Source organism: Brevundimonas sp. 01N35 (genome assembly GCF_056399785.1).
The window spans coordinates 1-23,433 of the sequence record NZ_JBFTRZ010000003.1; the positions used below are offsets into that span (position 1 = coordinate 1).

The 23,433-nt window shown below is 66.7% G+C and carries 22 protein-coding genes; 7 read left to right on the forward strand and 15 right to left on the reverse strand.

Annotated elements, in window-relative coordinates:
* Positions 1–411 precede the first annotated feature (411 nt).
* Positions 412–852 (forward strand): VOC family protein, encoded by a 441-nt coding sequence (locus AC1DJ5_RS03300; protein ID WP_477019685.1) that lies wholly within the window; start codon positions 412–414, stop codon positions 850–852.
* A gap of 114 nt (positions 853–966) precedes the next feature.
* The gene (locus AC1DJ5_RS03305) at positions 967–2,475 is read left to right on the forward strand and encodes an acetyl-CoA hydrolase/transferase family protein (protein ID WP_477019686.1); all 1,509 of its coding nucleotides are present in this window, start codon (positions 967–969) and stop codon (positions 2,473–2,475) included.
* A 147-nt stretch (positions 2,476–2,622) separates the two neighbouring features.
* Here AC1DJ5_RS03305 and AC1DJ5_RS03310 read toward each other — a convergent pair whose 3' ends face one another.
* The 11 genes from AC1DJ5_RS03310 to folK form a co-directional block, all read right to left on the reverse strand.
* Positions 2,623–3,813: a serine hydrolase domain-containing protein gene (locus AC1DJ5_RS03310; protein WP_477019687.1), complete on the reverse strand. Its 1,191-nt coding sequence runs from the start codon at positions 3,811–3,813 to the stop codon at positions 2,623–2,625.
* A 69-nt stretch (positions 3,814–3,882) separates the two neighbouring features.
* Positions 3,883–4,836 carry a GTPase Era gene (gene era / locus AC1DJ5_RS03315; protein WP_441453144.1) on the reverse strand — a complete coding sequence of 318 codons (954 nt, stop codon included), beginning with the start codon at positions 4,834–4,836 and terminating at the stop codon, positions 3,883–3,885.
* The gene (gene rnc, locus AC1DJ5_RS03320) at positions 4,833–5,546 is read right to left on the reverse strand and encodes a ribonuclease III (protein ID WP_441453142.1); all 714 of its coding nucleotides are present in this window, start codon (positions 5,544–5,546) and stop codon (positions 4,833–4,835) included. The genes era and rnc overlap by 4 nt, the downstream gene beginning before the upstream one ends.
* Positions 5,546–6,472, reverse strand: a complete 927-nt coding sequence (lepB, locus tag AC1DJ5_RS03325) for a signal peptidase I (RefSeq protein WP_441453140.1) — start codon at positions 6,470–6,472, stop codon at positions 5,546–5,548. The genes rnc and lepB overlap by 1 nt, the downstream gene beginning before the upstream one ends.
* Before the next feature lie 58 nt (positions 6,473–6,530).
* Positions 6,531–6,932, reverse strand: coding sequence for a holo-ACP synthase (gene acpS / locus AC1DJ5_RS03330; protein WP_441453138.1), 402 nt, complete (start codon positions 6,930–6,932; stop codon positions 6,531–6,533).
* Positions 6,929–7,687 carry a pyridoxine 5'-phosphate synthase gene (locus tag AC1DJ5_RS03335; protein ID WP_441453136.1) on the reverse strand — a complete coding sequence of 253 codons (759 nt, stop codon included), beginning with the start codon at positions 7,685–7,687 and terminating at the stop codon, positions 6,929–6,931. Before AC1DJ5_RS03335 ends, acpS begins: the two co-directional genes overlap by 4 nt.
* A 10-nt stretch (positions 7,688–7,697) precedes the next feature.
* Positions 7,698–8,282, reverse strand: coding sequence for an orotate phosphoribosyltransferase (pyrE, locus tag AC1DJ5_RS03340; RefSeq protein ID WP_441453134.1), 585 nt, complete (start codon positions 8,280–8,282; stop codon positions 7,698–7,700).
* A gap of 43 nt (positions 8,283–8,325) precedes the next feature.
* Entirely contained in the window at positions 8,326–9,105 is a 780-nt protein-coding gene (locus AC1DJ5_RS03345; RefSeq protein ID WP_477019688.1) for an LOG family protein, read from the reverse strand.
* Between the two features lie 27 nt (positions 9,106–9,132).
* A complete protein-coding gene (locus tag AC1DJ5_RS03350; protein ID WP_477019852.1) occupies positions 9,133–11,286 on the reverse strand; it encodes a RelA/SpoT family protein in 2,154 nt (717 codons plus the stop codon).
* A gap of 182 nt (positions 11,287–11,468) precedes the next feature.
* Complete coding sequence (rpoZ, locus tag AC1DJ5_RS03355; RefSeq protein ID WP_441453131.1) at positions 11,469–11,828, reverse strand: DNA-directed RNA polymerase subunit omega; 360 nt, start codon at positions 11,826–11,828, stop codon at positions 11,469–11,471.
* A gap of 93 nt (positions 11,829–11,921) precedes the next feature.
* Complete coding sequence (gene folK, locus AC1DJ5_RS03360; RefSeq protein ID WP_477019853.1) at positions 11,922–12,464, reverse strand: 2-amino-4-hydroxy-6-hydroxymethyldihydropteridine diphosphokinase; 543 nt, start codon at positions 12,462–12,464, stop codon at positions 11,922–11,924.
* A gap of 30 nt (positions 12,465–12,494) precedes the next feature.
* Here folK and AC1DJ5_RS03365 point away from each other — a divergent pair, with 30 nt between their 5' ends.
* Positions 12,495–13,076, forward strand: a complete 582-nt coding sequence (locus AC1DJ5_RS03365) for a LabA-like NYN domain-containing protein (RefSeq protein WP_477019689.1) — start codon at positions 12,495–12,497, stop codon at positions 13,074–13,076.
* Positions 13,073–13,717 carry a uracil-DNA glycosylase gene (locus tag AC1DJ5_RS03370; protein ID WP_477019690.1) on the forward strand — a complete coding sequence of 215 codons (645 nt, stop codon included), beginning with the start codon at positions 13,073–13,075 and terminating at the stop codon, positions 13,715–13,717. Before AC1DJ5_RS03365 ends, AC1DJ5_RS03370 begins: the two co-directional genes overlap by 4 nt.
* Before the next feature lies 1 nt (position 13,718).
* Here AC1DJ5_RS03370 and AC1DJ5_RS03375 read toward each other — a convergent pair whose 3' ends face one another.
* On the reverse strand, positions 13,719–14,933 hold the full coding sequence (locus AC1DJ5_RS03375) for an N-acetylmuramoyl-L-alanine amidase family protein (protein ID WP_441453123.1): 1,215 nt from the start codon (positions 14,931–14,933) through the stop codon (positions 13,719–13,721).
* A 452-nt stretch (positions 14,934–15,385) separates the two neighbouring features.
* Between AC1DJ5_RS03375 and AC1DJ5_RS03380 the strand changes: the two genes are divergently transcribed.
* Genes AC1DJ5_RS03380 through AC1DJ5_RS03390 form a run of 3 tightly spaced genes read left to right on the forward strand, consistent with a single transcriptional unit; the run spans position 15,386 to position 20,426 of the window.
* The gene (locus tag AC1DJ5_RS03380; protein WP_477019691.1) at positions 15,386–18,115 is read left to right on the forward strand and encodes an Rne/Rng family ribonuclease; all 2,730 of its coding nucleotides are present in this window, start codon (positions 15,386–15,388) and stop codon (positions 18,113–18,115) included.
* A 54-nt stretch (positions 18,116–18,169) separates the two neighbouring features.
* Positions 18,170–19,594: a M48 family metalloprotease gene (locus AC1DJ5_RS03385; RefSeq protein ID WP_477019692.1), complete on the forward strand. Its 1,425-nt coding sequence runs from the start codon at positions 18,170–18,172 to the stop codon at positions 19,592–19,594.
* A 31-nt stretch (positions 19,595–19,625) separates the two neighbouring features.
* Positions 19,626–20,426, forward strand: a complete 801-nt coding sequence (locus AC1DJ5_RS03390; protein ID WP_477019693.1) for a thioredoxin domain-containing protein — start codon at positions 19,626–19,628, stop codon at positions 20,424–20,426.
* Here AC1DJ5_RS03390 and AC1DJ5_RS03395 read toward each other — a convergent pair.
* The 3 genes from AC1DJ5_RS03395 to thiS all read right to left on the reverse strand — a co-directional run bounded on the left by AC1DJ5_RS03395 (position 20,423) and on the right by thiS (position 23,421).
* A complete protein-coding gene (locus AC1DJ5_RS03395; RefSeq protein ID WP_477019694.1) occupies positions 20,423–22,117 on the reverse strand; it encodes a tetratricopeptide repeat protein in 1,695 nt (564 codons plus the stop codon). The two genes, AC1DJ5_RS03390 and AC1DJ5_RS03395, sit on opposite strands and share 4 nt — an antisense overlap.
* Positions 22,118–22,207: 90 nt before the next feature.
* A complete protein-coding gene (locus tag AC1DJ5_RS03400) occupies positions 22,208–22,996 on the reverse strand; it encodes a thiazole synthase (protein WP_441453115.1) in 789 nt (262 codons plus the stop codon).
* 227 nt (positions 22,997–23,223) lie between these two features.
* Positions 23,224–23,421: a sulfur carrier protein ThiS gene (gene thiS, locus AC1DJ5_RS03405; protein ID WP_441453113.1), complete on the reverse strand. Its 198-nt coding sequence runs from the start codon at positions 23,419–23,421 to the stop codon at positions 23,224–23,226.
* Positions 23,422–23,433 lie beyond the last annotated feature (12 nt).

The following is a 23,433-nucleotide window of genomic DNA, read 5'->3' on the forward strand; positions in this document are numbered from 1 at the left end:
AGCCGCTAACAGCGGCGCCTGCCCCGAGCTCATGTCCAACTCTTCGCGCGGGGCGCTTTGCTTTCGTCGAAACGGTAAAACTACATCCTCTCCGGGCGAAGGCCCGGCGCCCCGCCCAGCCCTCCACCGCCCGTGCCAGCACGAGGCGGGCGTCGGCGCTCAAGCAGCCCGAAGGGCGGTAGCGCACCCAAGATGTTTCCTTCTCCCCTTGCGGGAGAAGGTGGCCCATCAGGGTCGGATGAGGGGTCTCGCGACATTGAAAGAAAGGAAGTCCAGACCTTCTGTTCAGCAACCCCTCATCCGACCTCGCTCTGCTCGGCCACCTTCTCCCGCAAGGGGAGAAGGACAACTTCGGCGCCCTTCACCGCTCTCGCGCGTTCAGACCTCCAACCCGCCAACAGGAGAGATCCCATGAAGATCGTCACCAGTCTCAGCTTCAAGGGCCAGTGCCGCGAGGCGCTGGAATTCTACGCCCGCGTTCTCGGCGGCAAGGTCACCGCCGCCTTTCCCTTCGGCGACGGCCCGCCCGACATGCCGGTGGACCCCAAATACAAGGATTGGCTGATGCACGGCTGGCTGGAGGTCGGAGATCAGGCGATCATGGGCGCCGACATGCCTCCCGAGTTCGCGCCGAACATCGACAAGCCCAAGAACGGCTTCGACGTCGCCTATCACACCGACGACGCCGCCAAGGCCAAGACGGTGTTCGACGCCCTGTCCGAAGGCGGCAAGGTCGGCATGGCCTTCGCCCCGACCTTCTGGTCCCCCGGCTTCGGCACTCTGACAGACAAGTTCGGCATCCCGTGGATGATCAACACCAACCCGGCGGCGGACTGGAAGCCCGGCGGCTGACGCCTTTGTGATCACGGATCGTTACGACCAAAGCCGTATTGGAATCAGGGTGATGCGGCGCCTATGTCCGCCTCTCTCCCCGAGCCCTCAGGGGCCGCCGTCGTCAGGTTTCCGATGTCCCGCGTCCGCAACGCCGCCCTGCAGTCGAAGATCATGTCCGCCCAGGACGCCGCCGCCCTGATCCCGGCGAACTCGACCGTGGGCATGAGCGGCTTCACCGGCTCGGGCTATCCCAAGGTCGTGCCGATGGCGCTGGCCGCCCGGATCGAAGCCGAGCACGCGGCGGGCCATCCGTTCCGGCTGAAGGTCTGGACCGGCGCCTCGACGGGGCCGGAACTGGACGGCGCGTTGGCGAAAGCCGACGGTATCGAGTTCCGCCTGCCCTACAACTCCGACCCCATCGCCCGCGAGAAGATCAACAGGGGCGAGATGGAATACCTGGACATGCACCTGTCGCAGGTGGCGCCCGTCGCCTGGCAGGGCTTCCTTGGCCCGCTGGAAACGGCGGTGGTCGAAGTGTCCGGCATCCGCGAGGACGGGTCACTGATCCCCTCGTCCTCCATCGGCAACAACAAGACCTGGCTGGACCGCGCCGACCGCATCATCCTGGAGGTCAACAACTGGCAGAACCCGGCGCTGGAGGGGATGCACGACATCTACTACGGCACGGCCCTGCCGCCGAACCGGGTGCCGATCCCGCTGACCAAGCCCACCGACCGGATCGGCGAGACCGTGTTCCGCGTCGATCCGTCCAAGATCGCCGCCATCGTCGAGACCGATGCGCCCGACCGCAACCTGCCCTTCGCCGCGCCGGACGCCAGCGCCACGGCCATCGCCGGCCATCTGATCGAATTCCTGCAGCATGAAGTGAAACTGGGCCGCCTGCCCGCCCATCTGCTGCCGCTGCAATCAGGCGTCGGCAATGTCGCCAACGCCGTGTTGGCCGGTCTGGCCGACAGCCCGTTCGAAAACCTGACCGCCTATACCGAGGTGCTTCAGGACGGGATGCTGGACCTGCTGGACTCGGGCAAGCTGACCGTCGCCTCGGCCACCGCCTTCTCGCTCAGCCCCGAGGCCGCCGCCGACCTGAACAGCCGGATGGAGCAGTTCCGCGGCAAGATCATCCTGCGCCCGCAGGAGATCTCGAACCACCCGGAGATCATCCGCCGTCTGGGCTGCATCGCCATGAACGGCCTGATCGAGGCCGACATCTACGGCAACGTCAACTCGACCCATATCATGGGTTCGCGTATCCAGAACGGCATCGGCGGCTCCGGCGACTTCGCGCGCAACGCCTACATTTCCTGCTTCGTCACCCCGTCGACGGCCAAGGGCGGCAAGATTTCGGCCATTGTGCCCATGGCCAGCCACGTCGATCACATCACCCAGGACGTGCAGGTCATCGTCACCGAACAGGGCCTGGCCGACCTGCGCGGCCTGTCGCCCAAGCAGCGCGCCCAGGTCATCATCGCCAACTGCGCCCACCCCGATTACCGCGACGCGCTGAAGGACTATTACGACCGCGCGCTGAAGGGGGCCTACGGCCTGCAGACGCCGCACCTGCTCAGCGAGGCGCTGTCGTGGCACCAGCGCTTCATCGAAACGGGGTCGATGAAGGGGTAAAGCGTGCTCTTTTCCTCCCCACTCTGTGGGGAGGGGACCGCGTAGCGGTGGAGGGGCCCGGTCGCGCCTGGCACGTGGCGGCCCCTCCGTCACGCCAGCTTCGCCGCCGCGCCACCTCCCCATTTCATGGGGAGGAAATCATGACCTCTAGCGGTGCAGACCTGTCGGGAACGGCCGGCCGAGGGCCTCCGCCATGGCCTGCTGGCTCAGCATGAAGACCAGGTCGCGCTGGTGGTAGTTGTTGGACAGGACCACCACGGTCACGTCGGCCTCGGGCTGGTACAGGACCAGGTTGCGGAACCCGGCCCAGCTGCCCGTGTGATAGATCTGCTTGTCGTCGAATGACGGCGAAACCTGCCGGCCCAGGCTGTTGACGTAGATGCCATAGCCATAGGCGCGGTGCGCGCGGCCTCGCTCCTTGGGCGTGTCCTCCGGCGCATGATCCGCCACCATGTCGGCGTAGGACTTCTGGCTCAGGACGTGGCCCTTATGCAGGGCCCGGTTCCACACCAGCATGTCGTCCAGCGTCGAATAGAGGGCGCCGGCGCCGAAGACGACGCTGACGTTGGCGATCGGCTGGGCCGCTAGTCCGCCGGGGAAGTTGGCGTAGCCCATCGCCAGGCCCTTCGCGTCGGCGTGGGCGTCCGAGCCCGTGTCCTTCATCCCCAGTGGCTTGAGGACGGCGTCGTTCAGATAGGTCTCGAACGGCTTGCCGCTGGCCTTGGCCACCACGACCGCCAGCAGGTTGAAGGCGGCGTTGTCGTAGCGAATCTTGGTCCCCGGCTGGAACTGCAGACCATAGCGGGCCGAGGCCTGGGTCAGTTCGTCCGGCGTGTGCGGGGTGACGCGGACACGCCCCCACTCGGCCTGGGCCATCAGGTCAGGAATGCCCGAGGTGTGCGACATCAGATGGTGCAGCTTGATCGGCTTCCACGCATCCGGGCACGGCTCGATCCATTTGCAGATCGGATCGTCGACCAACAGCTTGCCCTCGTCCTGCAGCTTCAGGATGGCGGCGGCGGTGAACTGTTTCGACACCGAGGCCAGGCGGAAGCGGGTGTCCAGCTTCAACGGCTGGTCGTTCTCATAGTTCGCCTTGCCATAGACCTGGCGGAACAGGACCTGATCGCCCTTGGCCACCAGGATGGCCCCCATGAACTGCTTGCGCTCGGCCAGATAATCCAGCCGCATCTTCAGTTGCGGCAGAGCCTCGACCACCTCGACCGGCGGGCGCTCGGGCAGTTTCGCCTGGTTCGCAACCGCCGCCTGGGTTTCCGGGGCGATGGCGTGCACGATCCAGGCGCCGGCGCCGGCGCAAACCAGGGCGACGGCGACCAAGGATCCGAGGAACCAAGGCCGCCCGCCTGCGGACGTGGGAACTTCAAACACGGTACTTAACTACGTTTTTTAGACGTCGAAATCCAACCCGAACTGAGCGTACAGGGCGCGGCTGTCCTGCCATTTGGGATCGACCTTGACGGTCAGGAACAGGTGGACGGGGCGGTCGAGCAGTTCGATCAATTCTTCGCGCGACTTCTGGCCAATCCATTTCAGGGTCTGGCCGCCCTTGCCCAGAACGATGGGACGCTGGCTCTCGCGCTCGACATAGATGGTCTGTTCGATGCGGGCCGAACCATCGGCCCTTTCCTCGAACGAGGTCGTCTCGACCGCCGCCGAATAGGGAAGTTCCTCGTGGACGCGCAGATAGACCTTCTCGCGAGTGATCTCGGCGGCCAGGACGCGCACCGGCACGTCGGCCGACTGGTCTTCGGGATAGAGCCAGTGACCGGCGGGCATGGAACGCGCCAGGCGCTGCTTCAGGTCTTCCACGCCGTCGCCGCTGAGGGCCGAGATCATATAGACCTCGCTATAGACGCCAGTTTCGAACAGCCGCTGCGACAGGGCCAGAAGGGTGTCGCGGCGCATCCCGTCGATCTTGTTCAGCGCCAGGATGACCTTGGTCCCTGTCGACTGCAGATTGGCGATGATGGTTTCGGTGTCCTCGGCCGAGCGACGGTCAGCGGCCGTGCCTTCCTTGCCTTCGGAGTCGATATGCGACTGGGCGTCGATCAAGTGGACCACCACGTCGGCGTCCTGCGCCCCGCCCCAGGCCGAGGCGACCATGGCCCGGTCCAAACGGCGCCGCGGCGTGAAGATGCCGGGCGTGTCCACCAGAACGATCTGGGCGTCGCCCTCCATGGCGATGCCACGCACGGGGAAGCGCGTGGTCTGGACCTTTTGCGTGACGATCGAGACCTTGGATCCCGTCAGCCGGTTCACCAGCGTCGACTTGCCGGCGTTGGGCGCGCCAATGATGGCGGCGAAGCCCGCGTGCTGGTTGGGGTTCGGAATCTCGGTCAAATTTGGCCTTCTCGTTTCAACAGCGCCATGGCGGCGGCTTTTTCCGCCTCCTGACGCGAACGTCCTGTTTGTTTCTCGGGGTCGAAGCCGACCACCGCCGCTTCGACCACGAAGGTCGGAGCATGATCTGATCCGGTGCGCTCCACCACCCGATAGGTCGGTAGAGGACGCCCCTGCGCCTGAGCCCACTCCTGCAGAGCGGACTTAGGATTGGTCACGGCCGCAGCCGGCGGAGATGCGAACTCCTCGGCCCAGGCGATGTCGAACATGGCCTTAGCCGCCGTCAGGCCGCCGTCGCGATAGACGGCCGCCAGAATAGCCTCGACAGCATCGGCGATGACTCCGGCCTTTCTGCGGCCGCCCGTCTTGGTCTCGCCCGGCGACAGGCGCAGGGCCGCGCCGACATCCAGCCGCTCGCCCACACGAGCGCAAGCGCTCTTGTCCACCAGGGCGTGCAACCGCGCCGACAACTGGCCTTCGTCCGCCGAGGGGAAGTCCCGCGTCAGCCGATCGGCGACCAGCAGACCGAGAACCCGGTCGCCCAGGAACTCCAGCCGCTCGTTGTCGGCGGGGCGCCGGCCGTCGGCCTGTCCCGCGCCCTCGCCCACACTGGCGTGGGTCAGGGCGCGCTCCAGCAGCGACGGATCGGCGAAATCATGGCCCAGCCGGCGCCTGAGCGCGGCGACGGCCTCGGCCCGAACATTCGCCATCAATCGAGGATCTTGAAGAACCGGCTGGGACGCAGGTTGGCGACCCAGCTGACCGGATTGAACAGCGAAGCACCCGGCGACCAGGAGAACATGATGATCTCGGCCTTGCCCACCAGGTTCTCGGCCGGGACCATGCCCACGCCGGCCGACATGTCGACGCGGCTGTCGATCGAGTTGTCGCGGTTGTCGCCCATCATGAAGAAGTGACCGGCCGGCACCTCATAGACCGGGGTGTCGTCCAGATCGCCGCCGGGACCGAAGTCCTGGGTCATGAAGCTCTTGCCGTTCGGCAGGGTCTCGCGCAGCTGGGTCACCGGACGCGGGCCGAACATATCGGCCATCTCGGCGCGGCTGACTACGACGTCCTTCACCGGAGCGCCGTTGATGTAGAGCTGATTGGCGATCATCTGCACCTTGTCGCCCGGCAGGCCGATCACGCGCTTGATGTAGTCCGTCTTGTTGTCGCGGGGCAGCTTGAACACCACGATGTCGCCGCGCGTCGGGTCCTTGCCCAGGACGCGGCCGTCGAACAGCGGCGGGCTCCACGGGATCGAGTGTTTCGAATAGCCGTAGGACCACTTCGAGACAACGATGTAGTCGCCCTCATAGAGATTGGGCTCCATCGAGGCCGAGGGAATGGTGAAGGGCTGGAACAGCAGCACCCGCAGCACGAAGGCGATCAGCAGTGCGAAGACGACGGTCTTGATAATCTCAACCGTCTCGTTGCTCGCGGACTTCTCTTTTTTCACACGTTTGGCTTTCTTGGGACGCGGCGTGGCGTAAATCGGCTTGTCGCTGTCGAGGGCTTCGGGATCGTCGCCCATGTCGAAGGGAGCGTCGCCGTCGTCGCTCCAGATCGGTCGCTGCTCGGCAGGGTCTATGGCAGGATTGCCGGCGCCGCCGTTCGCCTTGGGGTCGTCGCTCATGGTCTGCTCGAATCCCCCGCCGAACGCGGGGTTGGAATAGTCGAGGCGTAATCGCTGATTACGCCTCGGGCAAGGCTTCGATCACCACGAAAGCGAGAGCATACGGGTGTTCGTCGCTGAGGGTCAGATGGATGCGTGGCTCATGCCCCGGCGGGACCAGTCGCGCCAGGTGTTCGGCGGCATGGCCGGTCAGGGCCAGGGTCGGCTGACCGGACTTCAGGTTCACCACCCCCATGTCGCGCCAATAGACGTCGGATCGCATGCCGGTACCCAGGGCCTTGGCGCAGGCCTCCTTGGCCGCGAACCGCTTGGCATAGCTCCAGGCCGGGTCCGGCTTGCGGTCCGAACGGGTGCGTTCCAATTCGGTGAAGCAGCGCTGCTTGAAGCGTTCGCCGAACCGATCCAGCGACTTCTGGATGCGGCGAATGTCCGACAGGTCGGCGCCGACGCCGATGATCACCGACCAACTCCGTTGACGGCTTCGTCCATCGCCGCCCGCATCCGGCGGATGGCGGCGTCCAGACCGACAAACACCGCCTCTCCGATCAGGAAGTGGCCGATGTTGAGTTCCTTGATCTCGGGGATGGCCAGAACGACGCTGGCGGTGGCGTAGTCCAGGCCATGTCCGGCGTGGATCTCCAGCCCCAGGATGTCGGCCTGGGCGGCGGCGGCGGCAAGGCGGTCCAGCTCGAACGCACGTTCCGCCGGATCGGTCAGGTGGCAATAGCGGCCGGTGTGGAACTCGACCACCTGTGCGCCCACGGCGGCAGCGGCCTCGACCTGGACTTCAGACGGCTCGATGAAGAGGGATACGCGGATTCCGGCGTCCGTCAGCGCCTTCACCACGGGGGCGATGCGCGCCTCATGACCGGCCACGGCCAGACCGCCCTCGGTCGTGACCTCCTCGCGCCGCTCAGGCACCAGGCAGGCGGCGTGCGGACGGTGACGCAGGGCGATGGCCAGCATCTCGTCGGTGACGGCCATCTCGAAGTTCAGTGGCTTGTTCGCGCGACGGCACAGGGCCGTCAGCACGTCGATGTCGGCGTCGGTGATGTGGCGGCGATCCTCGCGCAGGTGGGCGGTGATGCCGTCCGCCCCTGCCGCCAGCGCCGCCTCAGCCGCGCGGGCCGGATCAGGATGAGCGCCGCCGCGCGCGTTACGAACCGTGGCGACGTGGTCGATGTTGACGCCCAGACGAACCCGCTCGCGCTTCATTCCGCCTCTCCTACTTGGCCAGCCGGCGGCTGCCCGGATCCTCGACCGGCAGTGCGGCCAGTTCGGGCGGCAGGGCGTCGGCCGGATAGGCCGGCACGTCCAGGGTCGCCAACGCGATCAGCGGCACGCCCACGTCGGCGCGTCCGCCCGAGCGGTCGACGATGCAGGCGGCGGCGACGACTTCGCCCCCCGCCTTCTGGATGGCGGCGATGCACTCGCGCGACGACAGGCCCGTCGTGACGATGTCCTCGACCATGACGACCTTCTCGCCCGGCTCTACGGTGAAGCCGCGGCGCAGCTTGAACTCGCCGCCTTCGCGCTCGACGTAGAGCGAGCGCACGTTCAAGTGCCGCGCCGTCTCATAGCCGGGGATGATGCCGCCGACGGCGGGCGAGATGGCCACGTCCACCGGGCCGACCGTGGCGACGATCTTCTCGGCCAGGGCCTTGCACAGACGCTCGCAGCGGCGACCGTCCATGAAGACCAGGTTCTTTTGCAGGAAGACCGGGCTGTGCAGGCCGGACGACAGGACGAAATGGCCTTCGCGCAGGGCGCCGGCGTCGCGGAATTCGTTGAGGACGTCTTCAGTGTTCATGCCCGCGTCCTTAAACCTTGGGGGTCCCCCCCTCAAGCCGCCGCTACTTCAGATCCTGCCCCGGCTTCAACCCGCCCTTCAGCAGGCAGGACCAGACCGTCTCGGCGTCGTCGGCGAACGAGAACAGGGCCATGTCCGCCGTCTTGACCATGCCGTGCTCGATCAGGACGTCGAAATTGATCACCGAGCGCCAAAAAGCCTCGTCGAACAAGACGATGGGAATGGGCGGCGACTTGTTTGTCTGGCGCAGGGTCAGGATTTCAAACAGTTCGTCCAGCGTGCCGAATCCGCCGGGGAAGACCACCAGGGCGTTGGCCCGCATCGCCAGATGCATCTTGCGCATAGCGAAATAGTGGAACTGAAAGGTCAGTTCCGGCGTGGTCCAGGGATTGGGCTCCTGCTCATGCGGCAGGGTGATGTTGAAGCCGATGGACGGCGCCCCGGCCTCATGCGCGCCCTGATTGGCCGCCTGCATGATGCCTGGGCCGCCTCCGGTGGCGATGACGTTGTCGCGCACCTCGCCCGGCGCGCCGTGCAGGGCGCCGCCCCGTTCCGAGGCGATATGGCCGAACCGACGGGCCTGCTCGTACCAGTGGCTGTGCCGACCGTCGCCGTTCCTGCCCACGCGGGCGCTGCCGAACACCACGATGGTCGAGCGTACGCCCCAGGCCAGCAAGGCCTCTTCGGCCTTTTCATACTCCATCAGGAAACGCACGCCGCGCATCCCGTCACTGAGCAGAAAATCCCGGTCCAGCGCGGCCAGACGATAGGAGGGCGACGCTTTTTGCGACGCGTTTGACGGATCTTGCTGTTCAGAACTCATGTCGTCCCCCCTCGCCAACCTTGGCGATCAGCCGCGCGCCCGGTCCACGGTGTCGACGGATGGATTGGCGCGTAGGGCGGCGATGATCATGGTCGCGTGACGGGCGTCCTCGACCTCGACGTCGATGTCCACGTCGAAGAAGTCCTGCTGTCGATGGGCCATCGACAGGTTGAGGATATTGCCGCCGGCCTCGCCGATGATGGTCGCCACCTGCCCCAGCACGCCGGGCGCATTGCGGATGGTAGCGCGCAGACGGGCCGCAGCCACCGCATCCTGTTCAGCCTGAGGCGTCCATTGCAGATCCTGCCAGACGGAGTCGTCGTCGGCGAAGTCGGCCAGGGTCTGGCAGTCGATGGTGTGGACCGTCAGCCCCTTGTCGGGCTCCAGAATACCGACGATGCGGTCGCCCGGCACCGGCGAGCAGCAGGCGCCGAAATGGATGCTGACGCCGGGCGTCAGGCCGCTGCCGCGCACGAACAGGCGGGCGTGTTCATTGCCGATCCGCTTGCGCTCGGGCCCGGCCTTCAGTTGGCCCTTCAGCGCCGGGAACATGGTCTCGGCGATCTTGGTCGCGGCCAAGCGGCCCCGACCGATGGCGTCGAACATGTCCTCTTCCGAGGCGATGGCGTGGGTTTCCAGCACGGGCTTCAGTGAAACCTCGGCCAGAGACTTGCCGGCCCGCTCCAGCGTCTGTTCCAGCGTCGCCTTGCCCAGACGCACGAACTCATCGCGTTCCGACGTGCGGATGTGGCGGCGGATGGCCGAGCGGGCGCGGCCGGTGACCGTCAGGCTGCGCCAGTCGGTCGGCACCTCGCGCTTGGTCCCGCGAATGATCTCGACCACGTCGCCGTTCTGCAGCGCCGTGCGCATCGGCTTCAGTTCGCCATTGATCTTGACGCCCACCGCCGTGTCGCCGACCTCGGTGTGGACGGCATAGGCGAAGTCCAGCGCCATGCCGCCGCGCGGCAGGGTGATCAGCGCGCCCTTGGGCGTGAAGACGAAGACCTGATCCAGATACATTTCGAGCTTGGCGTGCTCGACCCAGTCCTCGCCGCCCTCGCCGTGCTCGATGACCTGAACCAGATGGCGCAGGTTCAGCAGCGGGTCGCGCCCGCCGTCCGCCTCCATCGCCTCGCGATCGAAGCCGTAGGAATGGTTCTTGTAGGCCCAGTGCGCCGCCACGCCGTCCTCGGCCACGCGGTCCATGGTTTCGGTGCGGATCTGCATCTCGATGCGCAGGCCGCCCGGGCCGACGACCGTGGTGTGCAGCGAGCGATAGTTGTTCGACTTGGGCGTCGAGATGAAGTCCTTGAAACGCTCCGGCACCATGGGCCAGGCGCGGTGGATGACGCCCAGGGCGCGATAGCAGTCGTCCTCGGCCTCGACGATCACCCGGAAGCCGTAGATGTCCGACAGCGACGAGAAGCCCACCGACTTGCGCTGCAGCTTGCGCCAGATCGAATACGGCGTCTTTTCCCGTCCCTTGACGTGGGCCGTGATGCCGGCCTCGCTCAGCACAGTCTCGATCTCGCGAGACACGCCCTCGATGGCGCGGCCGTGCTCCAGTTTCAGCGCCTCCAGACGGCGCTGAATGGCGACGCGGGCCGTGGCGTTCAGGTGCTCGAACGCCAGTTCCTCCAATTCGGAAGCGATGGAGTGGATGCCGATGGAGCGGCCCAGGGGCGCATAGACTTCCAGCGTCTCGCGGCTGATGCGCTCGCGCTTCTCCGGCTTGACGTACTGGAGGGTGCGCATGTTGTGCAGGCGGTCGGCCAACTTGACCAACAGCACCCGCACGTCCTTGGAGATGGCCAGGATGAACTTGCGCAAGTTTTCAGCCTGGCGGGTGTGCTCGGCCTGAAGCTCCAGTCGCGACAGCTTGGTCACGCCCTCGACCAGGACCGCGACCTCTTCGCCGAACATGGCGGCGATGTCGTCGCGGGTGGCCGACGTGTCCTCTACCACGTCGTGCAGCAGGGCCGTGACGATGGTCGCAGTGTCCAGCTTGTAGTCGGTCAGGATGCCCGCGACCTGGATGGGGTGGGCGAAATAGGGATCGCCCGAGGCCCGCAACTGCGAGCCGTGCATCTTCATCGCATAGACGTAGGCGCGGTTCAGCAACGCCTCGTCGGCGGTCGGGTCATAGGCCTTGACCGCCTCGATCAGCTCGAACTGGCGCATGATAGGCGCGCGCTTGGTTTCGGACACGTGGGACTCGGACTGAGAGGAGGCTTCAGACGACTTCGGCGCCGCCCCGGAAAGGAGCGACGCCGACTGGTCTTGCTGATTCGCAGCTAGGTCCGGCGACGTGTCCGCGGGGGACCGCGCCGGAAGGATGGTTACGCCGTTGACAGGCTCAGCCGTCAGTAGCGTTCCTCCTGGCCGCCGTCCCGGTCGCTTTGCAGCGCGCGGATCAGTTCGGCCTCGGCCATGTTCATGTGCTGCGGCTCAGCCAGCAGCGCCACGACTTCGGCTTCGTCCTCGGCTTCGGTGCGCTCATCGACGCGTTGCAGCGTGGTGATGATGTTCTCGCGCAGTTCGTCCGGCACGACGGTTTCGTCGGCCAGTTCGCGCAGGGCCACAACGGGATTCTTGTCGTTGTCGCGGTCGATGGTCAGCGCGGCGCCGTTGGCGATGTTGCGGGCGCGGTGGCCGGCCAGCAGAACCAGACCAAAGCGGTTCGGCACCTTCTCGATGCAGTCTTCGACAGTGACGCGGGCCATGAAATTCCTCTGGCGGCAGGGAGAACCGCACAAAATATAGGGTTAGGTGTGATTGTGCAACGCCGCGAAGGCCGGAATGCGGCGCAAAGCCCCCTATAGACGCCGTTGCGGCCTAGCGTCGACCCCGACAGTGCACATCGCCGTCAATAGCTGCGCTGCAACATCAGCCGTTGGATGACGCCACTCCGGCGCGATCTCGGCCAGCGGCCCCATGACGAACAGGCGCTCGGCCGCGCGCGGATGCGGCAGGATCAACCCGTCGAGATCGCCGCTTACCCGCCCATAGGCGATCAGATCCAGATCCAGAGTGCGGGGCGCGTTGCGGACGCTGCGCCGCCGGCCGAAGACGTCCTCGATCCGGGCCAGCTTCCCCATCAACGCCTGCGGGTCATGCTCCGTCCGAACGATCACGACCCCGTTCAGAAAGGGCGGATCGGTCGGATCGGGCCAGGCTTGCGACGACCACCACGACGAACGCGCCAAAACATCGATGCCCTCTGCCCTGAAACGCGCCAACGCCGCCTCCAGCGACTCTTCGCAAGAGGCCCAGACGCCCTTGTCATTGCAGCCCAGCGCGACGATGACTGCCCTTTCCAGATCGAGGTCGCCTTCGGGGATTTCGGTCGGGACGCTCATATTCTCGACCATTTCCTCGGACTCATATTCATGACCGGCCACTCGGGCGACCGCATTGCCTTGTTCATCGACGGCGCCAACCTCTATTCGGCGGCTCGCGCACTCAACGTCGATCTCGACTTCAAAAAGCTGTCCGACTGGTTCGCTCAGAAGGGCCAACTGGTGCGCGCCTATTATTACACGGCGGTGATCGAGGGCGAAGAGTTCTCGCCCATCCGCCCGCTGGTCGACTGGCTCGACTACAACGGCTTCACGGTCATGACCAAGCCGGCCAAACGCTTCACCGACGCCCAGGGCCAGTCGCGCATCAAGGGCAATATGGATATCGAGATCGCGGTCGACATGCTGGAGCTGGCGCCACATCTGGATCACATGATCCTATTCTCGGGCGACGGGGATTTCCGCCGGGTGGTGCAGGCGGTTCAGGCCAGGGGCGTGCGCGTCACCGTGGTCTCGACCACCAAAACCCAGCCGCCCCAGATCGCCGACGAACTGCGTCGTCAGGCCGACGCCTTCATTGATCTGGCGGACGTGATGACCCAGTTCAGCAAGCCCAAGAACGCAGGGCCCCAGGCCACGATGCGCACTTTTGAACGAGACGACCGCCCATGAGCCGCCCCCTGAACCCCGAGCCGCCGCGCGACTGCCCCCTGTGCCCGCGCCTAGTCGCCTATCGGCAAGAGAACATCCGTCAGAACCCCGACTGGTGGAACGGCCCCGCCCCCTCCTTCGGCGATCCCAACGCGCGGCTGCTGGTGGCGGGCCTGGCGCCGGGCCGCACTGGCGCGAACCGCACAGGCCGCCCCTTCACCGGCGACCACGCCGGGTGGCTGCTGTTCGAAACCTTGAGAAAGACGGGTTTCGCCAAGGGTGAGTTCCGGGCCAATCCCGACGACGGGCTGGAGTTGGTCGACTGCATGATCACCAACGCCGTGCGCTGCGCCCCGCCGCAGAACAAGCCAACCCCGGCGGAAGAAAACACCTGTCGCCCCTTCCTGATCGACCGCTTGGCCGCTCTGCCCCGACTGAAGGTGATCGTGACCCTGGGCGACGTGTCGCGGCGCAACATCCTGCGCACGCTCGGCTATCCCGGCACGGCGATCCCGGCTGGACATGGCGTCGAAGGCAGGGTGGGCGGCTATACGATCATCAACAGCTATCACTGCTCGCGGCTGAACACGAACACAGGCCGTCTGACGCCGCAGATGTTCGAGGAAATCTTCCACCGCGCCAAACTGGCGCTGGAGGAATAGGTCAGGCGCCGCCGGCGACCTCGCCGGCCACCATCACCGGCGTCGAGGGTTCGCGGAAATAGCGGTCGATGCCCTCGGCGACCGAGCGCATCAGGCGACGACGCGCGCGTTCGTCGGTCAGGACCTGCTCGTCCTCGGGATTGGTGATAAAGCCCATCTCGAACAGGATAGCCGGAACGTCGGGCGCCAGCAGCACGGCCAGACCGGCGTCGCGGTGGCTGCGGCGCAGCAGAGGGTGGTCCGCACCTTCCAGATGAGTCAGCAGAACGCGCGCGAACTGTGCCGAGCGGTTCTGGGTGGCGCGCTGGGTCATGTCCAACAGGATACGGTCGACCGAGGGGTCGCGGCCCGGAAGGCGCAATTCACGCTGCCAGTCCTCGCCGCGCGTGAACTCGCGCACCGCGCGGCCCGCGCCCTGCTCCGACAGTGTATAGACGCTGGCCCCGCGCAGCGCCGGATCAGTCCCGGCGTCGGCGTGCAGCGAGATGAACAGATCGGCCCCGGCGTCGCGGGCGACCTGCACCCGCCGGCCGTGGATGACATAGACGTCGCTGTCGCGCGTCAGACGCACGCGATAGCGGCCCGTACGCTCCAGCGCGGCCTTCAGCTCTTGCGCGGCGGCCAGGGTGACGGCCTTTTCCTGCACGTGCTGGCCCTGTGCGCCCGGATCGCGACCGCCGTGCCCGGCGTCGATGACGATCAGCGGCTTTTCCTTACGCGCCTGCTCGCGACGCGGCGGAGCCAACGGAGCAGCCGCCGCCGCGCCCGTCGCCTTCAGATCAATGACATAACGATAGTGCTGCACCCCGTCGCCGGGCGGAAGCAGGAAGCGGCGCTCGATCTCGGCGCCCCGCGCCAGGTCCAGCCGCACGCGCGACGAGCCGCCCGAGGCGCTGACGTCGTAGCCGCGCACCAGGCCCGAGCCGCTTCCGTCCAGTCCGCGTCCAGGCGCGACATCCGACAGGGCGACGATCACGCGCCCGGCCGATCCATCCTCTATGACCTGACCGCGTGTGGTTTTTCCCAGATCCAGCACGACCCGCGTGCGCTCGGCGTCCCCGCCGAAGCGGATGGCGGAGATCTGATCATCGGCGACGAACGCCAGACCGCGCCCAGCCGTCAGCACGACGCCGCAAATGACGACCAGGGCCAAGCCTGTCATCGCCCATTCGCGCACGCCCCAACGGGCCAGATTGTCACGCCACCGACCATACATGGACGGACTTCACCCTTCTGGTTCAGCCGACAGGGTGACCGAACGTGCTAAGGATTTCGTTAAGTCACGTAACGGCGGCGGTTCTTTTATTTTCCATAAGTTAGGCCTATGGTGTGATCCGCTAGCGAACGATCGCGCCCTCTGCACATTCTCCGCAGGGCGGGCGCGGTCTCCTCGCGGCGCTGACTTTCACCTATTCCGAGGATCGCCCGGCCTGGCCGCCGATCCGACGAACGGGTCCGGGACGCGGCCTTGAACGGCGCGTTCGGATCCAGGACCGACAGACCTCATGGGCCGACCCGCCTGCGCTCCCGACCGGCAGACCTTTGCCGCTCTCGCATTCCGCGAGGGGATGACGCGCGCCCTGGCCCCCATTTCCATTCGGCGAGCCGCCCCCTTGTCCGCGGATGTATCCGCAGGGCCCGGCCTGGCGCGCCAGAGAGAGACCACCCATGTCAAAAACCATGCTGATCGATGCGGCGCACGCGGAAGAAACGCGCGTCGCAATCGTGGACGGACGTCAGGTTGAGGAATTCGATTTCGAATCCACGGCCCGCCGTCAGCTTCGCGGCAACATCTATCTCGCCAAGGTCACCCGCGTAGAGCCCAGCCTGCAGGCGGCTTTCATCGAGTACGGCGGCAATCGTCACGGCTTCCTGGCCTTCAACGAAATCCACCCGGACTATTATCAGATCCCGGTCGCCGACCGTGAAGCCATCATGGCCGAGGCGCACTCGGACGATGACGATCACGACGACCTGGGCCGCGACAGCGACGACGGCGAATCCGAAGGCGGCCTGGCCGACGAGGAGCGCCTGAAGCGTCGCCTGATGCGTCGCTACAAGATCCAGGACGTCATCAAGCGCCGCCAGATCCTGCTGGTGCAGGTCGTCAAGGACGAGCGCGGCGCCAAGGGCGCGGCTCTGACCACCTGGCTGTCTCTGGCCGGCCGCTACTGCGTCCTGATGCCGAACACCGGCAAGGGCGGCGGCATTTCGCGCAAGATCACCAACACCTCGGACCGTCGTCGCCTGAAAGCCGCCGCCTCGGCGCTGAAGGTGCCCAAGGGCATGGGCCTGATCATCCGCACGGCCGGCGCCAAGCGCACCAAGGCCGAGATCAAGCGCGACTACGAATACCTGCTGCGCCTGTGGGAGACGATCCGCGAGACCACCCTGCGCTCGAACGCGCCAGCCGTGATCTATGAGGAAGAAAACCTGGTCCGTCGCGCCGTGCGCGACATGTACGACAAGGATTTCGACGGCATTCAGGTCGAGGGTCTCGAGGGCTTCAAGGAAGCCCGCGACTTCATGCGCGTGCTGATGCCGTCGCAGGCGAAGAAGATCCACCTGTATCAGGGCTCCAAGCCCCTGTTCGCCGCCCACGGCATCGAGGAACTGCTGACGCAGATTCACCAGCCGGTCGTGCCGCTGAAGTCGGGCGGCTATCTGGTCATCAACCAGACCGAAGCCCTGGTCGCCATCGACGTGAACTCGGGCCGTTCCACCAAGGAACGCAATGTCGAGGCCACCGCCACCAAGACCAATCTGGAAGCCGCCGTCGAGGCCGCTCGCCAGCTGCGTCTGCGCGACCTCGCCGGCCTGATCGTCATCGACTTCATCGACATGGATGAAGGCAAGAACAACCGCGCCGTAGAGAAGGTGCTGAAGGACGCGCTGGCCAAGGATCGCGCCCGCATCCAGATGGGCCGCATCTCGGGATTCGGCCTGATGGAAATCAGCCGCCAGCGTCGTCGCCTGGGCGTGATCGAAGGCGCCACCGAGGTCTGCCCCCACTGCCAGGGCGCCGGTCGTATCCGCTCGGCGGAATCGGCGGCTCTGGTGACCCTGCGCGCCGTGGACATCGAAGCGGGCCGCAACGGCGCCGGTTCGGTCAACCTGCGCGTCTCGACCGCCGTCGCCCTCTACATCCTGAACCACAAGCGCGGCTATCTGCAGCGCCTGCTGGAACAGCGCGGCCTGAACGTCGTCATTCTGATCGACGATACCCTGGCCCAGGGCGAGCACGCCATCGAGCGCACCGACACCAACGAAGACTTCGTCCCCACCGTCACCCACATCTCGGCGGCGGAACTGGACGACGGCTTCGACGACAGCGCCTTCGACCACGAGGATGAGGACGAAGACGAGGAGATCATCAGCGGCGACGACGAGGACGACGCCGATCTCGACCGCGAAGACAACGACGACGACGAGCCGCGCGAGCGTGCCGAAGCTCAAGACGGCGAAGGCCGCGGCCGTGGCCGCCGCCGTCGTCGTCGTGGCGGTCGTCACGAGGAAGGCGCCGAAACCGAAGCCGCTTCGACCGACATCGTCGCCGTCGCCGCTGACGACGAGGACGATGATAGCGAGGCCGGCCGTCGCCGTCGTCGCGGCCGTCGTGGTGGTCGCCGGATGCGCGAAGACGGCGAACGCGACGCCTTCACCTGGGTGCGCGGCCGCACGCCGTCGCTGGACGACCCTTACGTCTGGTTCGACCCGATCAACCCCGCCCCGCGCAACGAACGCGCCCCGGTCGAGGCCTCGGAAGCCCGTGACGTCGAGGAAATCGTCGGCGAACGTCCTGAAGGCGAACGCCATGAGGGCGAACGTTCTGAACGCGAAGGCGGCCGCTCGCGCCGTCGTCGGGGTCGCGGCCGGGGTCGTGATCGCGGCCAGGACAGCCTGACCCACGAGGCCAAGGTCGAGGCTCGCGCCGTCAACGAGGGCCTGCCCCCCGTCGGCTCGCCGGACACGCCCATGGCCACGATCATCCCTGCGGATGACGCCGTCGAAGACGTCCCTGCAGCGGTGGCCGAAGCCGTCGAGGCGCCCAAGCGTCGCCGCGTGCGCCGCAAGGTCGGCGCTGACATCGCCGCCGAAGCAGTGATCGAAGCTCCGGCCGAGGCTGAAGCTGAAGTAGAAGCAGAACCTGCCATGATCCCCGCCCAGCTGGACGTGGAACCCGTGGTCGCCGCCAAGATCGAGGCCGCCATCGAACAGGCTACGGCTCCCGAGCCTGAACCCGCTCCGGCGCCGGAGTCCGCACCTGAGCCGGTCGTCGTCCCCGAGCCGACGCCTGCGCCGACTCCCGAAGTCGACGTGGCCGCCATCATCGCCGAAGACCCGAACCAGATCGGCGCACCGCCCGCCAAGCCGAAGCGCGGCTGGTGGCGCCGTTGATCGGACACGATTAGGCTTGAAGACACGGGGAAGACTGTCGCTCTGGAGCACGCCATGACCAGGCTTCCCCGTGTCGCATCACGTGTCGCATCCCGCATCCTCGTCTCCGCCACGGCCATCGTGGCGGTGCTGGCGGCGGCTGGATCAGCCTCGGCGCAGAGTCTGATTCGCGACACCGAGGTCGAGGGCATCATCCACGACTGGTCCGACCCGGTCTTCACGGCCATGGGGCTGGAGCCGTCCGAGATCGAGGTGCTGCTGGTCAATGATCAGGATTTGAACGCCTTCGCCACGCGCGGGCGGATCATGGGGCTGAACACCGGCCTGATCCTGCAGACCAAGACCCCCAACCAGCTTCTGGGCGTGATCGCCCACGAGGCCGGCCATATCAAGAGCCGCCACACCCTGCGCGACGGTGCCCAGAACGCCGGCATGCAGCCGATGATCATGACCATGGCGCTGGGCGCCCTGGCCGCGATCGCCGGCGCGCCGGACGCGGGCGCCGCGCTTCTGGCCTCCAGCCAGTATTTCGGCACGCTGGGCGCCCTGCGCTACATGCAGAGCCAGGAAGGCGAAGCCGACATCACCGGCGCCCGCGCGCTGGAACGCGCCGGTGAATCCGGCAAGGGCATGGTCGATTTCTTCGAGAACTTCCGCGCGCAGGAAATCTTCTCGGATCAGCGCCGCTACCCCTATTTCCGCAGCCACCCTCTGTCCTCGCAACGCATCGAGGCCCTGCGTCGTCCGGTCGAGGCTGCGCCCCACTACAATCACCAGGACAGCCCCGAGCGGATGGCCCAGCACGCGCTGGTCCTGGCCAAGATCCATGCCTTCATGGACGCGCCGAACGCGACCCTGCGCGACTATCCGTCGTCCGACACCTCCCTGCCCGCCCGATACGCCCGGGCCATCGCCTGGTATCGCGACGGCCAGACGGAGAAATCGCTGTCGGCGGTCGACGTCCTGCTGAGCGAACAACCGGCCAATCCCTACTTCTGGGAATTGAAGGGCCAGATTCTGTTCGAGGAAGGCCGCCCGGCCGAAGCCATCGGCGCTCACCAAAAGGCGGTCGAACTGAAGCCCGACGCGCCCCTGCTGCGCATCAACCTGGCCCACGCCCTGATCGAAACCAACGACGCCGCCAATCTGGACGCCGCGATCGACCAGTTGAAGCGCGCCATCGTTCTGGAAAAGGACAACACCCTGGCCTGGCGTCTGCTGTCCCAGGCCTACGCCAGCCAGAGCAAGGAGGGCGACGCCCGCCTGGCCTCGGCCGAATACTGGTTCGCCCTGGGCCGCACTGAACAGGCCGCCCAGTTCGCCATGCGCGCCCGCGACATGCTGGACCGCAATTCCATCGAATGGCGCCGCGCCACGGACATCGTCTTCGCGTCCGGCGCCTCGCAGAAAGACATCGACGACGCCGTGCGCCGCAACGAGCAGCGCAACAGCCGAGGCGTCATCCTGCCCAACGGCTGACGCCGCCCAACTTCCCGATACCGAGACCTTCATGACCGACAACGCCCGCCCCGACGCCATCCCGCCCTCGCCCGCCCCGCGCAAGGCTGCGCCTTCGTGGCTGACTGGTAAGGCGCTGGGCGGTGCGGCTCTGGCTGTTTCGGTCGTGGCTCTGGGCGTGACGGTCGCCCCCTATCTGACCGGCGGCGACTTCGGCGGACGGGTGCGGGCCTATCTGATCCAGAACCCCCAGGTGCTGGATGAGGTCCTTGCGGCGCGCCAGACGCATGAGGAGCAATCCCGCGTCCAGGCGATCAACGCCGTCGCCGCCGCCAATCCGGCCCTGCTGGCCCCCGACGCGCGCGATCCCAGCTTCGGTCCCGCCGACGCCAAGGTGACGGTGATCGAGTTCTTCGACTTCCGCTGCCCGGGCTGCAAGGCCGTGGCCCACGACTACCGCGCCCTGATGGCCGCCCACCCTGAGGTCCGCTTCGTCTTCAAGGACTGGCCGATCCTGGACCGGGGCGACGACGTCACGTCGCAATACGCCGCCCGCGCCGCCCTGGCCGCGCATCAGCAGGGCAAGTATCTGGCCGTCTATGATGCCCTGATGAACGAGCGCGCGCTGGACCGCGCCGCCATCGACCGTATCCTGGCCGAGCACGGCGTCGACATGACCAAGGCCCAGGCGGCCATCGCCTCGCCCGAGATGACGCGCCACGTCACGGACATCCACACCACGGCCGCGACCCTGGGCCTGCAAGGCACGCCGACCTTCTTCATCAACGGCAAGGCCAGCCCCAGCATCGAGCCGGGCGAAGTCGCCAAGCTGATCGAAGCCGCGAAGCGCTAAGCTGCCGCTAGGCTCCGCTCGCCGCCGATCCACTCGACGTTCGCGCGTCGGGTCGCATTAGTCACGGCTTCGGTGTTGCCCAGTTTCCGCTCGGCTTCGGCCAGCACGAAGTAGCTGTAGGGATCGCTGGGCCAGTCGCTGAGCAGGTCCTCGATCTTGGCCTTGGCCCCGGCTGCGTCGCCGCTGGCCAGCAGGGCCGCCGCCAGACTGCGGCGCGTCGGGTACCAGATGACCGGCGGATCGCCGCCCTCGTCGTCCATGGCCTGAATCTGGGCGGCGCGGGTGAAGGCGGCGACGGCGGCCGTGGCATTGCCCTCGATCATGGCCGCGCGGCCTTCCAGAATGCGCTGGGACAGTTCGGCGAAGACTGCCCGCTGCTCGGCCATCGGCCCGGCGAAGGTCGTCGCCTCGCGCACCGTCTTGATCGCCCCGGCCTCGGCCCGAACGGCGGCGGCGTCGCCCGCTCTAGCTGCGGCCTCGCCCCGGGCATAGCGCCAGCTGATGCGTAGCAGCGGATGGGTCTCCGGCGGCTCCTTCAGCGCCGCGACCTGTTCCGGCGTGCCGAAGCGGCCATAGATGGCGTAGGCGTTGTTGCCCATGATCTGACGCCGGAAATCCTGAACGCCGATGTTCGGATAGGTGGTCAGGAACCAGTCGGCGAGCTTCAGCCCCTCCTCGCCGCCCCCGGCCATCAGGGCGCCGCCCATGCCGAAATGGATGTTGTGGCCATGCAGCCGCATCGCCGGAACGCCGCCCGGCGGCTTGGCCAGGGTGTCATAGCGGCGGTCCAGCGCCACGGCGTTGACATTGGCCATCATGGCGTCCCGATAGCGGCCGACCCGGTAATAGGTATGCGACGGCATATGCACCAGATGACTAGCCGCCGGGGCCAGCAGCGCCAGCTTCTCGCCGTAGGGAATAGCCTTGTGCGGGTCGTCAGACCACTCGGTCAGGTGGATATAGAGATGGATCGCGCCCGGATCGTTCGGGTTCTTCGCCAGCGCCTGTTCCAGCAGGCCCATGGCGCGGATGATGCCCGGATCGGCGGCCTTGCCGTCCTTGTCCCACCATTCGTCTGCGGCCAGCAGCCAGGCGTCGGCGGTGATGTTGGCGATGGCCCCGTCGTCGGGGTTCTGGCGCGCGATGCGGTCCATGCGAACGGCGAAGCGGTCGGCGCGGCTCTTTTCCGAGCCGGAATAGCGCTGGATCAGGGCGTCGATCATCTGCCGCTGCACCGGCGTGGCGTCGCGGGCCAGACGGCGGGCGTCGCGGGCGGCGCGACGGGCCGCCTCGATCGAGGCCTTGTCCTGACCGCCGCCGTTCAGATTGGGGCCGATGGCCCAGGCCTCGCCCCAGGCGCACATCCCGCAGGTCGGGTCCAGCGCCCGCGCCTTGCGGAAGGCCCGCACCGATTCGGTGTGCTCGAACGCCCAGCGCAGCCGCACGCCGTGGTCGAACCAGGCCTGGGCCTCGGGGTTGACGGTATCGACCCTGAAGCCACCCTTGCCGAAACCCTCGACCATGACGATGTCGCTGGTGGGGATGGCCTCGATGGCCGAGCCGCCGGGACCGCAGACCTGCGGCTGATCCAGCAGGTCGCGCACGGCCCGGTCCGCCGTCGCGTCGGCCACCGCCATAGGCCCGATCATGCACGCCGCCAAAGCCGTGCAGGCCATCAATCCGAAACGCATGGAACCCCTCTCCCCAGAGCAGGCCGGAGAGTGCGGCGCCGACGACGGCCCGGCAAGCCGCCCCAGAGTCGCGGCCTGTCGTCGCGGTTTCTAGATCAGGCCCGCCAGCGGCGACGACGGATCGGCATAAAGCCGCTTCTTCATCCGTCCGGCCAGATAGGCTTCACGCCCGGCGATCACCGCGTGTTTCATGGCGCTGGCCATCAGGATCGGGTCGCGCGCCTCGGCGATGGCGGTGTTCATCAGCACGCCGTCGCAACCCAGTTCCATCGCCACAGCAGCGTCCGAGGCCGTGCCGACGCCCGCGTCGACCAGGACCGGCACCTTGGACTGCTCGACGATCAGGCGGATGTTGATGGGGTTCTGCACCCCCAAGCCCGAGCCGATCGGCGCGCCCAGCGGCATGATGGCCACGGCGCCCGCGTCCTCCAGCTTGCGCGCATAGACCGGATCGTCGGTGCAATAGACCATGACTTCAAAACCCTCGGCGGTCAGCAGCTTGAGCGACCGCAGGGTCTCTTCCATGTCGGGGTAGAGGGTGCGCGCATCCGCCAGGACCTCCAGCTTGACCAGGGTCCAACCGCCGGCCTCGCGCGCCAGACGCAGGGTCCGCACCGCGTCCTCGCCCGTGAAGCAGCCCGCCGTGTTCGGCAGATAGGTATAGCGCTTGGGATCGAGGAAGTCGGTCAGAACCGGCTGGCTGGGATCGGTCAGATTCACCCGGCGCACGGCCACGGTGACCATCTCGGCGCCCGAGGCCTCGGCGGCGGCGGCGTTCTGGGCGTAGTCCCGGTACTTGCCGGTGCCCACGATCAGGCGCGAGTTGAAGGTGCGGCCGGCGACGGTCCAGCTGTCGGTGCGGGGGGCGGTATCGGTCATGATCCTGACCTAGCGCCGTGCGGCTCGGGGGGAAAGCGTCGTCATGGGATTTGATGCTGTCCGACACGCTTCGCTAACGGCGCGCCGTCTTCCCCTACGCGTCATCCTCGGCCTTGTGCCGAGGATCCAGAGACTCAAGGCTCGAAAATCGGAACAAAGCGCTTCATCCGGCGACGAGCGCGTTTCTGGATCCTCGGCACAAGGCCGAGGATGACGGAAGAGTAGTGTCAGCCGCCCCCGACGAACTGCACCAGCTCGATCCTGTCGCCCTCAGCCAGCGCCGTTTCGCCGTGCAGCGAACGCGGCACGATCTCCAGGTTGCGCTCGACCGCCACCTTCTTCGGGTCCAGCGACAGCTCCTGAACCAGACCCAGAATCGTGGTGGCGACAGTATCCCGAACCTCGCCGTTGACTTCGATACGCATGACGTTAGGTCA

Coding starts and splice junctions, on each gene's coding strand:
- AC1DJ5_RS03385 (WP_477019692.1), top strand. CDS start 18,170: ATGACCAGGCTTCCCCGTGTCGCATCACGTGTCGCATCCCGCATCCTC.
- lepB (WP_441453140.1), bottom strand. CDS start 6,472: ATGAGCGACGACCCCAAGGCGAACGGCGGCGCCGGCAATCCTGCCATA.
- AC1DJ5_RS03350 (WP_477019852.1), bottom strand. CDS start 11,286: ATGCGCCAGTTCGAGCTGATCGAGGCGGTCAAGGCCTATGACCCGACC.
- AC1DJ5_RS03335 (WP_441453136.1), bottom strand. CDS start 7,687: ATGAAGCGCGAGCGGGTTCGTCTGGGCGTCAACATCGACCACGTCGCC.
- AC1DJ5_RS03380 (WP_477019691.1), top strand. CDS start 15,386: ATGTCAAAAACCATGCTGATCGATGCGGCGCACGCGGAAGAAACGCGC.
- AC1DJ5_RS03375 (WP_441453123.1), bottom strand. CDS start 14,933: ATGTATGGTCGGTGGCGTGACAATCTGGCCCGTTGGGGCGTGCGCGAA.
- AC1DJ5_RS03305 (WP_477019686.1), top strand. CDS start 967: ATGTCCCGCGTCCGCAACGCCGCCCTGCAGTCGAAGATCATGTCCGCC.
- AC1DJ5_RS03370 (WP_477019690.1), top strand. CDS start 13,073: ATGAGCCGCCCCCTGAACCCCGAGCCGCCGCGCGACTGCCCCCTGTGC.
- AC1DJ5_RS03400 (WP_441453115.1), bottom strand. CDS start 22,996: ATGACCGATACCGCCCCCCGCACCGACAGCTGGACCGTCGCCGGCCGC.
- folK (WP_477019853.1), bottom strand. CDS start 12,464: ATGAGCGTCCCGACCGAAATCCCCGAAGGCGACCTCGATCTGGAAAGG.
- AC1DJ5_RS03365 (WP_477019689.1), top strand. CDS start 12,495: ATGACCGGCCACTCGGGCGACCGCATTGCCTTGTTCATCGACGGCGCC.
- AC1DJ5_RS03300 (WP_477019685.1), top strand. CDS start 412: ATGAAGATCGTCACCAGTCTCAGCTTCAAGGGCCAGTGCCGCGAGGCG.
- AC1DJ5_RS03395 (WP_477019694.1), bottom strand. CDS start 22,117: ATGCGTTTCGGATTGATGGCCTGCACGGCTTTGGCGGCGTGCATGATC.
- rnc (WP_441453142.1), bottom strand. CDS start 5,546: ATGGCGAATGTTCGGGCCGAGGCCGTCGCCGCGCTCAGGCGCCGGCTG.
- pyrE (WP_441453134.1), bottom strand. CDS start 8,282: ATGAACACTGAAGACGTCCTCAACGAATTCCGCGACGCCGGCGCCCTG.
- AC1DJ5_RS03390 (WP_477019693.1), top strand. CDS start 19,626: ATGACCGACAACGCCCGCCCCGACGCCATCCCGCCCTCGCCCGCCCCG.
- thiS (WP_441453113.1), bottom strand. CDS start 23,421: ATGCGTATCGAAGTCAACGGCGAGGTTCGGGATACTGTCGCCACCACG.
- AC1DJ5_RS03345 (WP_477019688.1), bottom strand. CDS start 9,105: ATGAGTTCTGAACAGCAAGATCCGTCAAACGCGTCGCAAAAAGCGTCG.
- rpoZ (WP_441453131.1), bottom strand. CDS start 11,828: ATGGCCCGCGTCACTGTCGAAGACTGCATCGAGAAGGTGCCGAACCGC.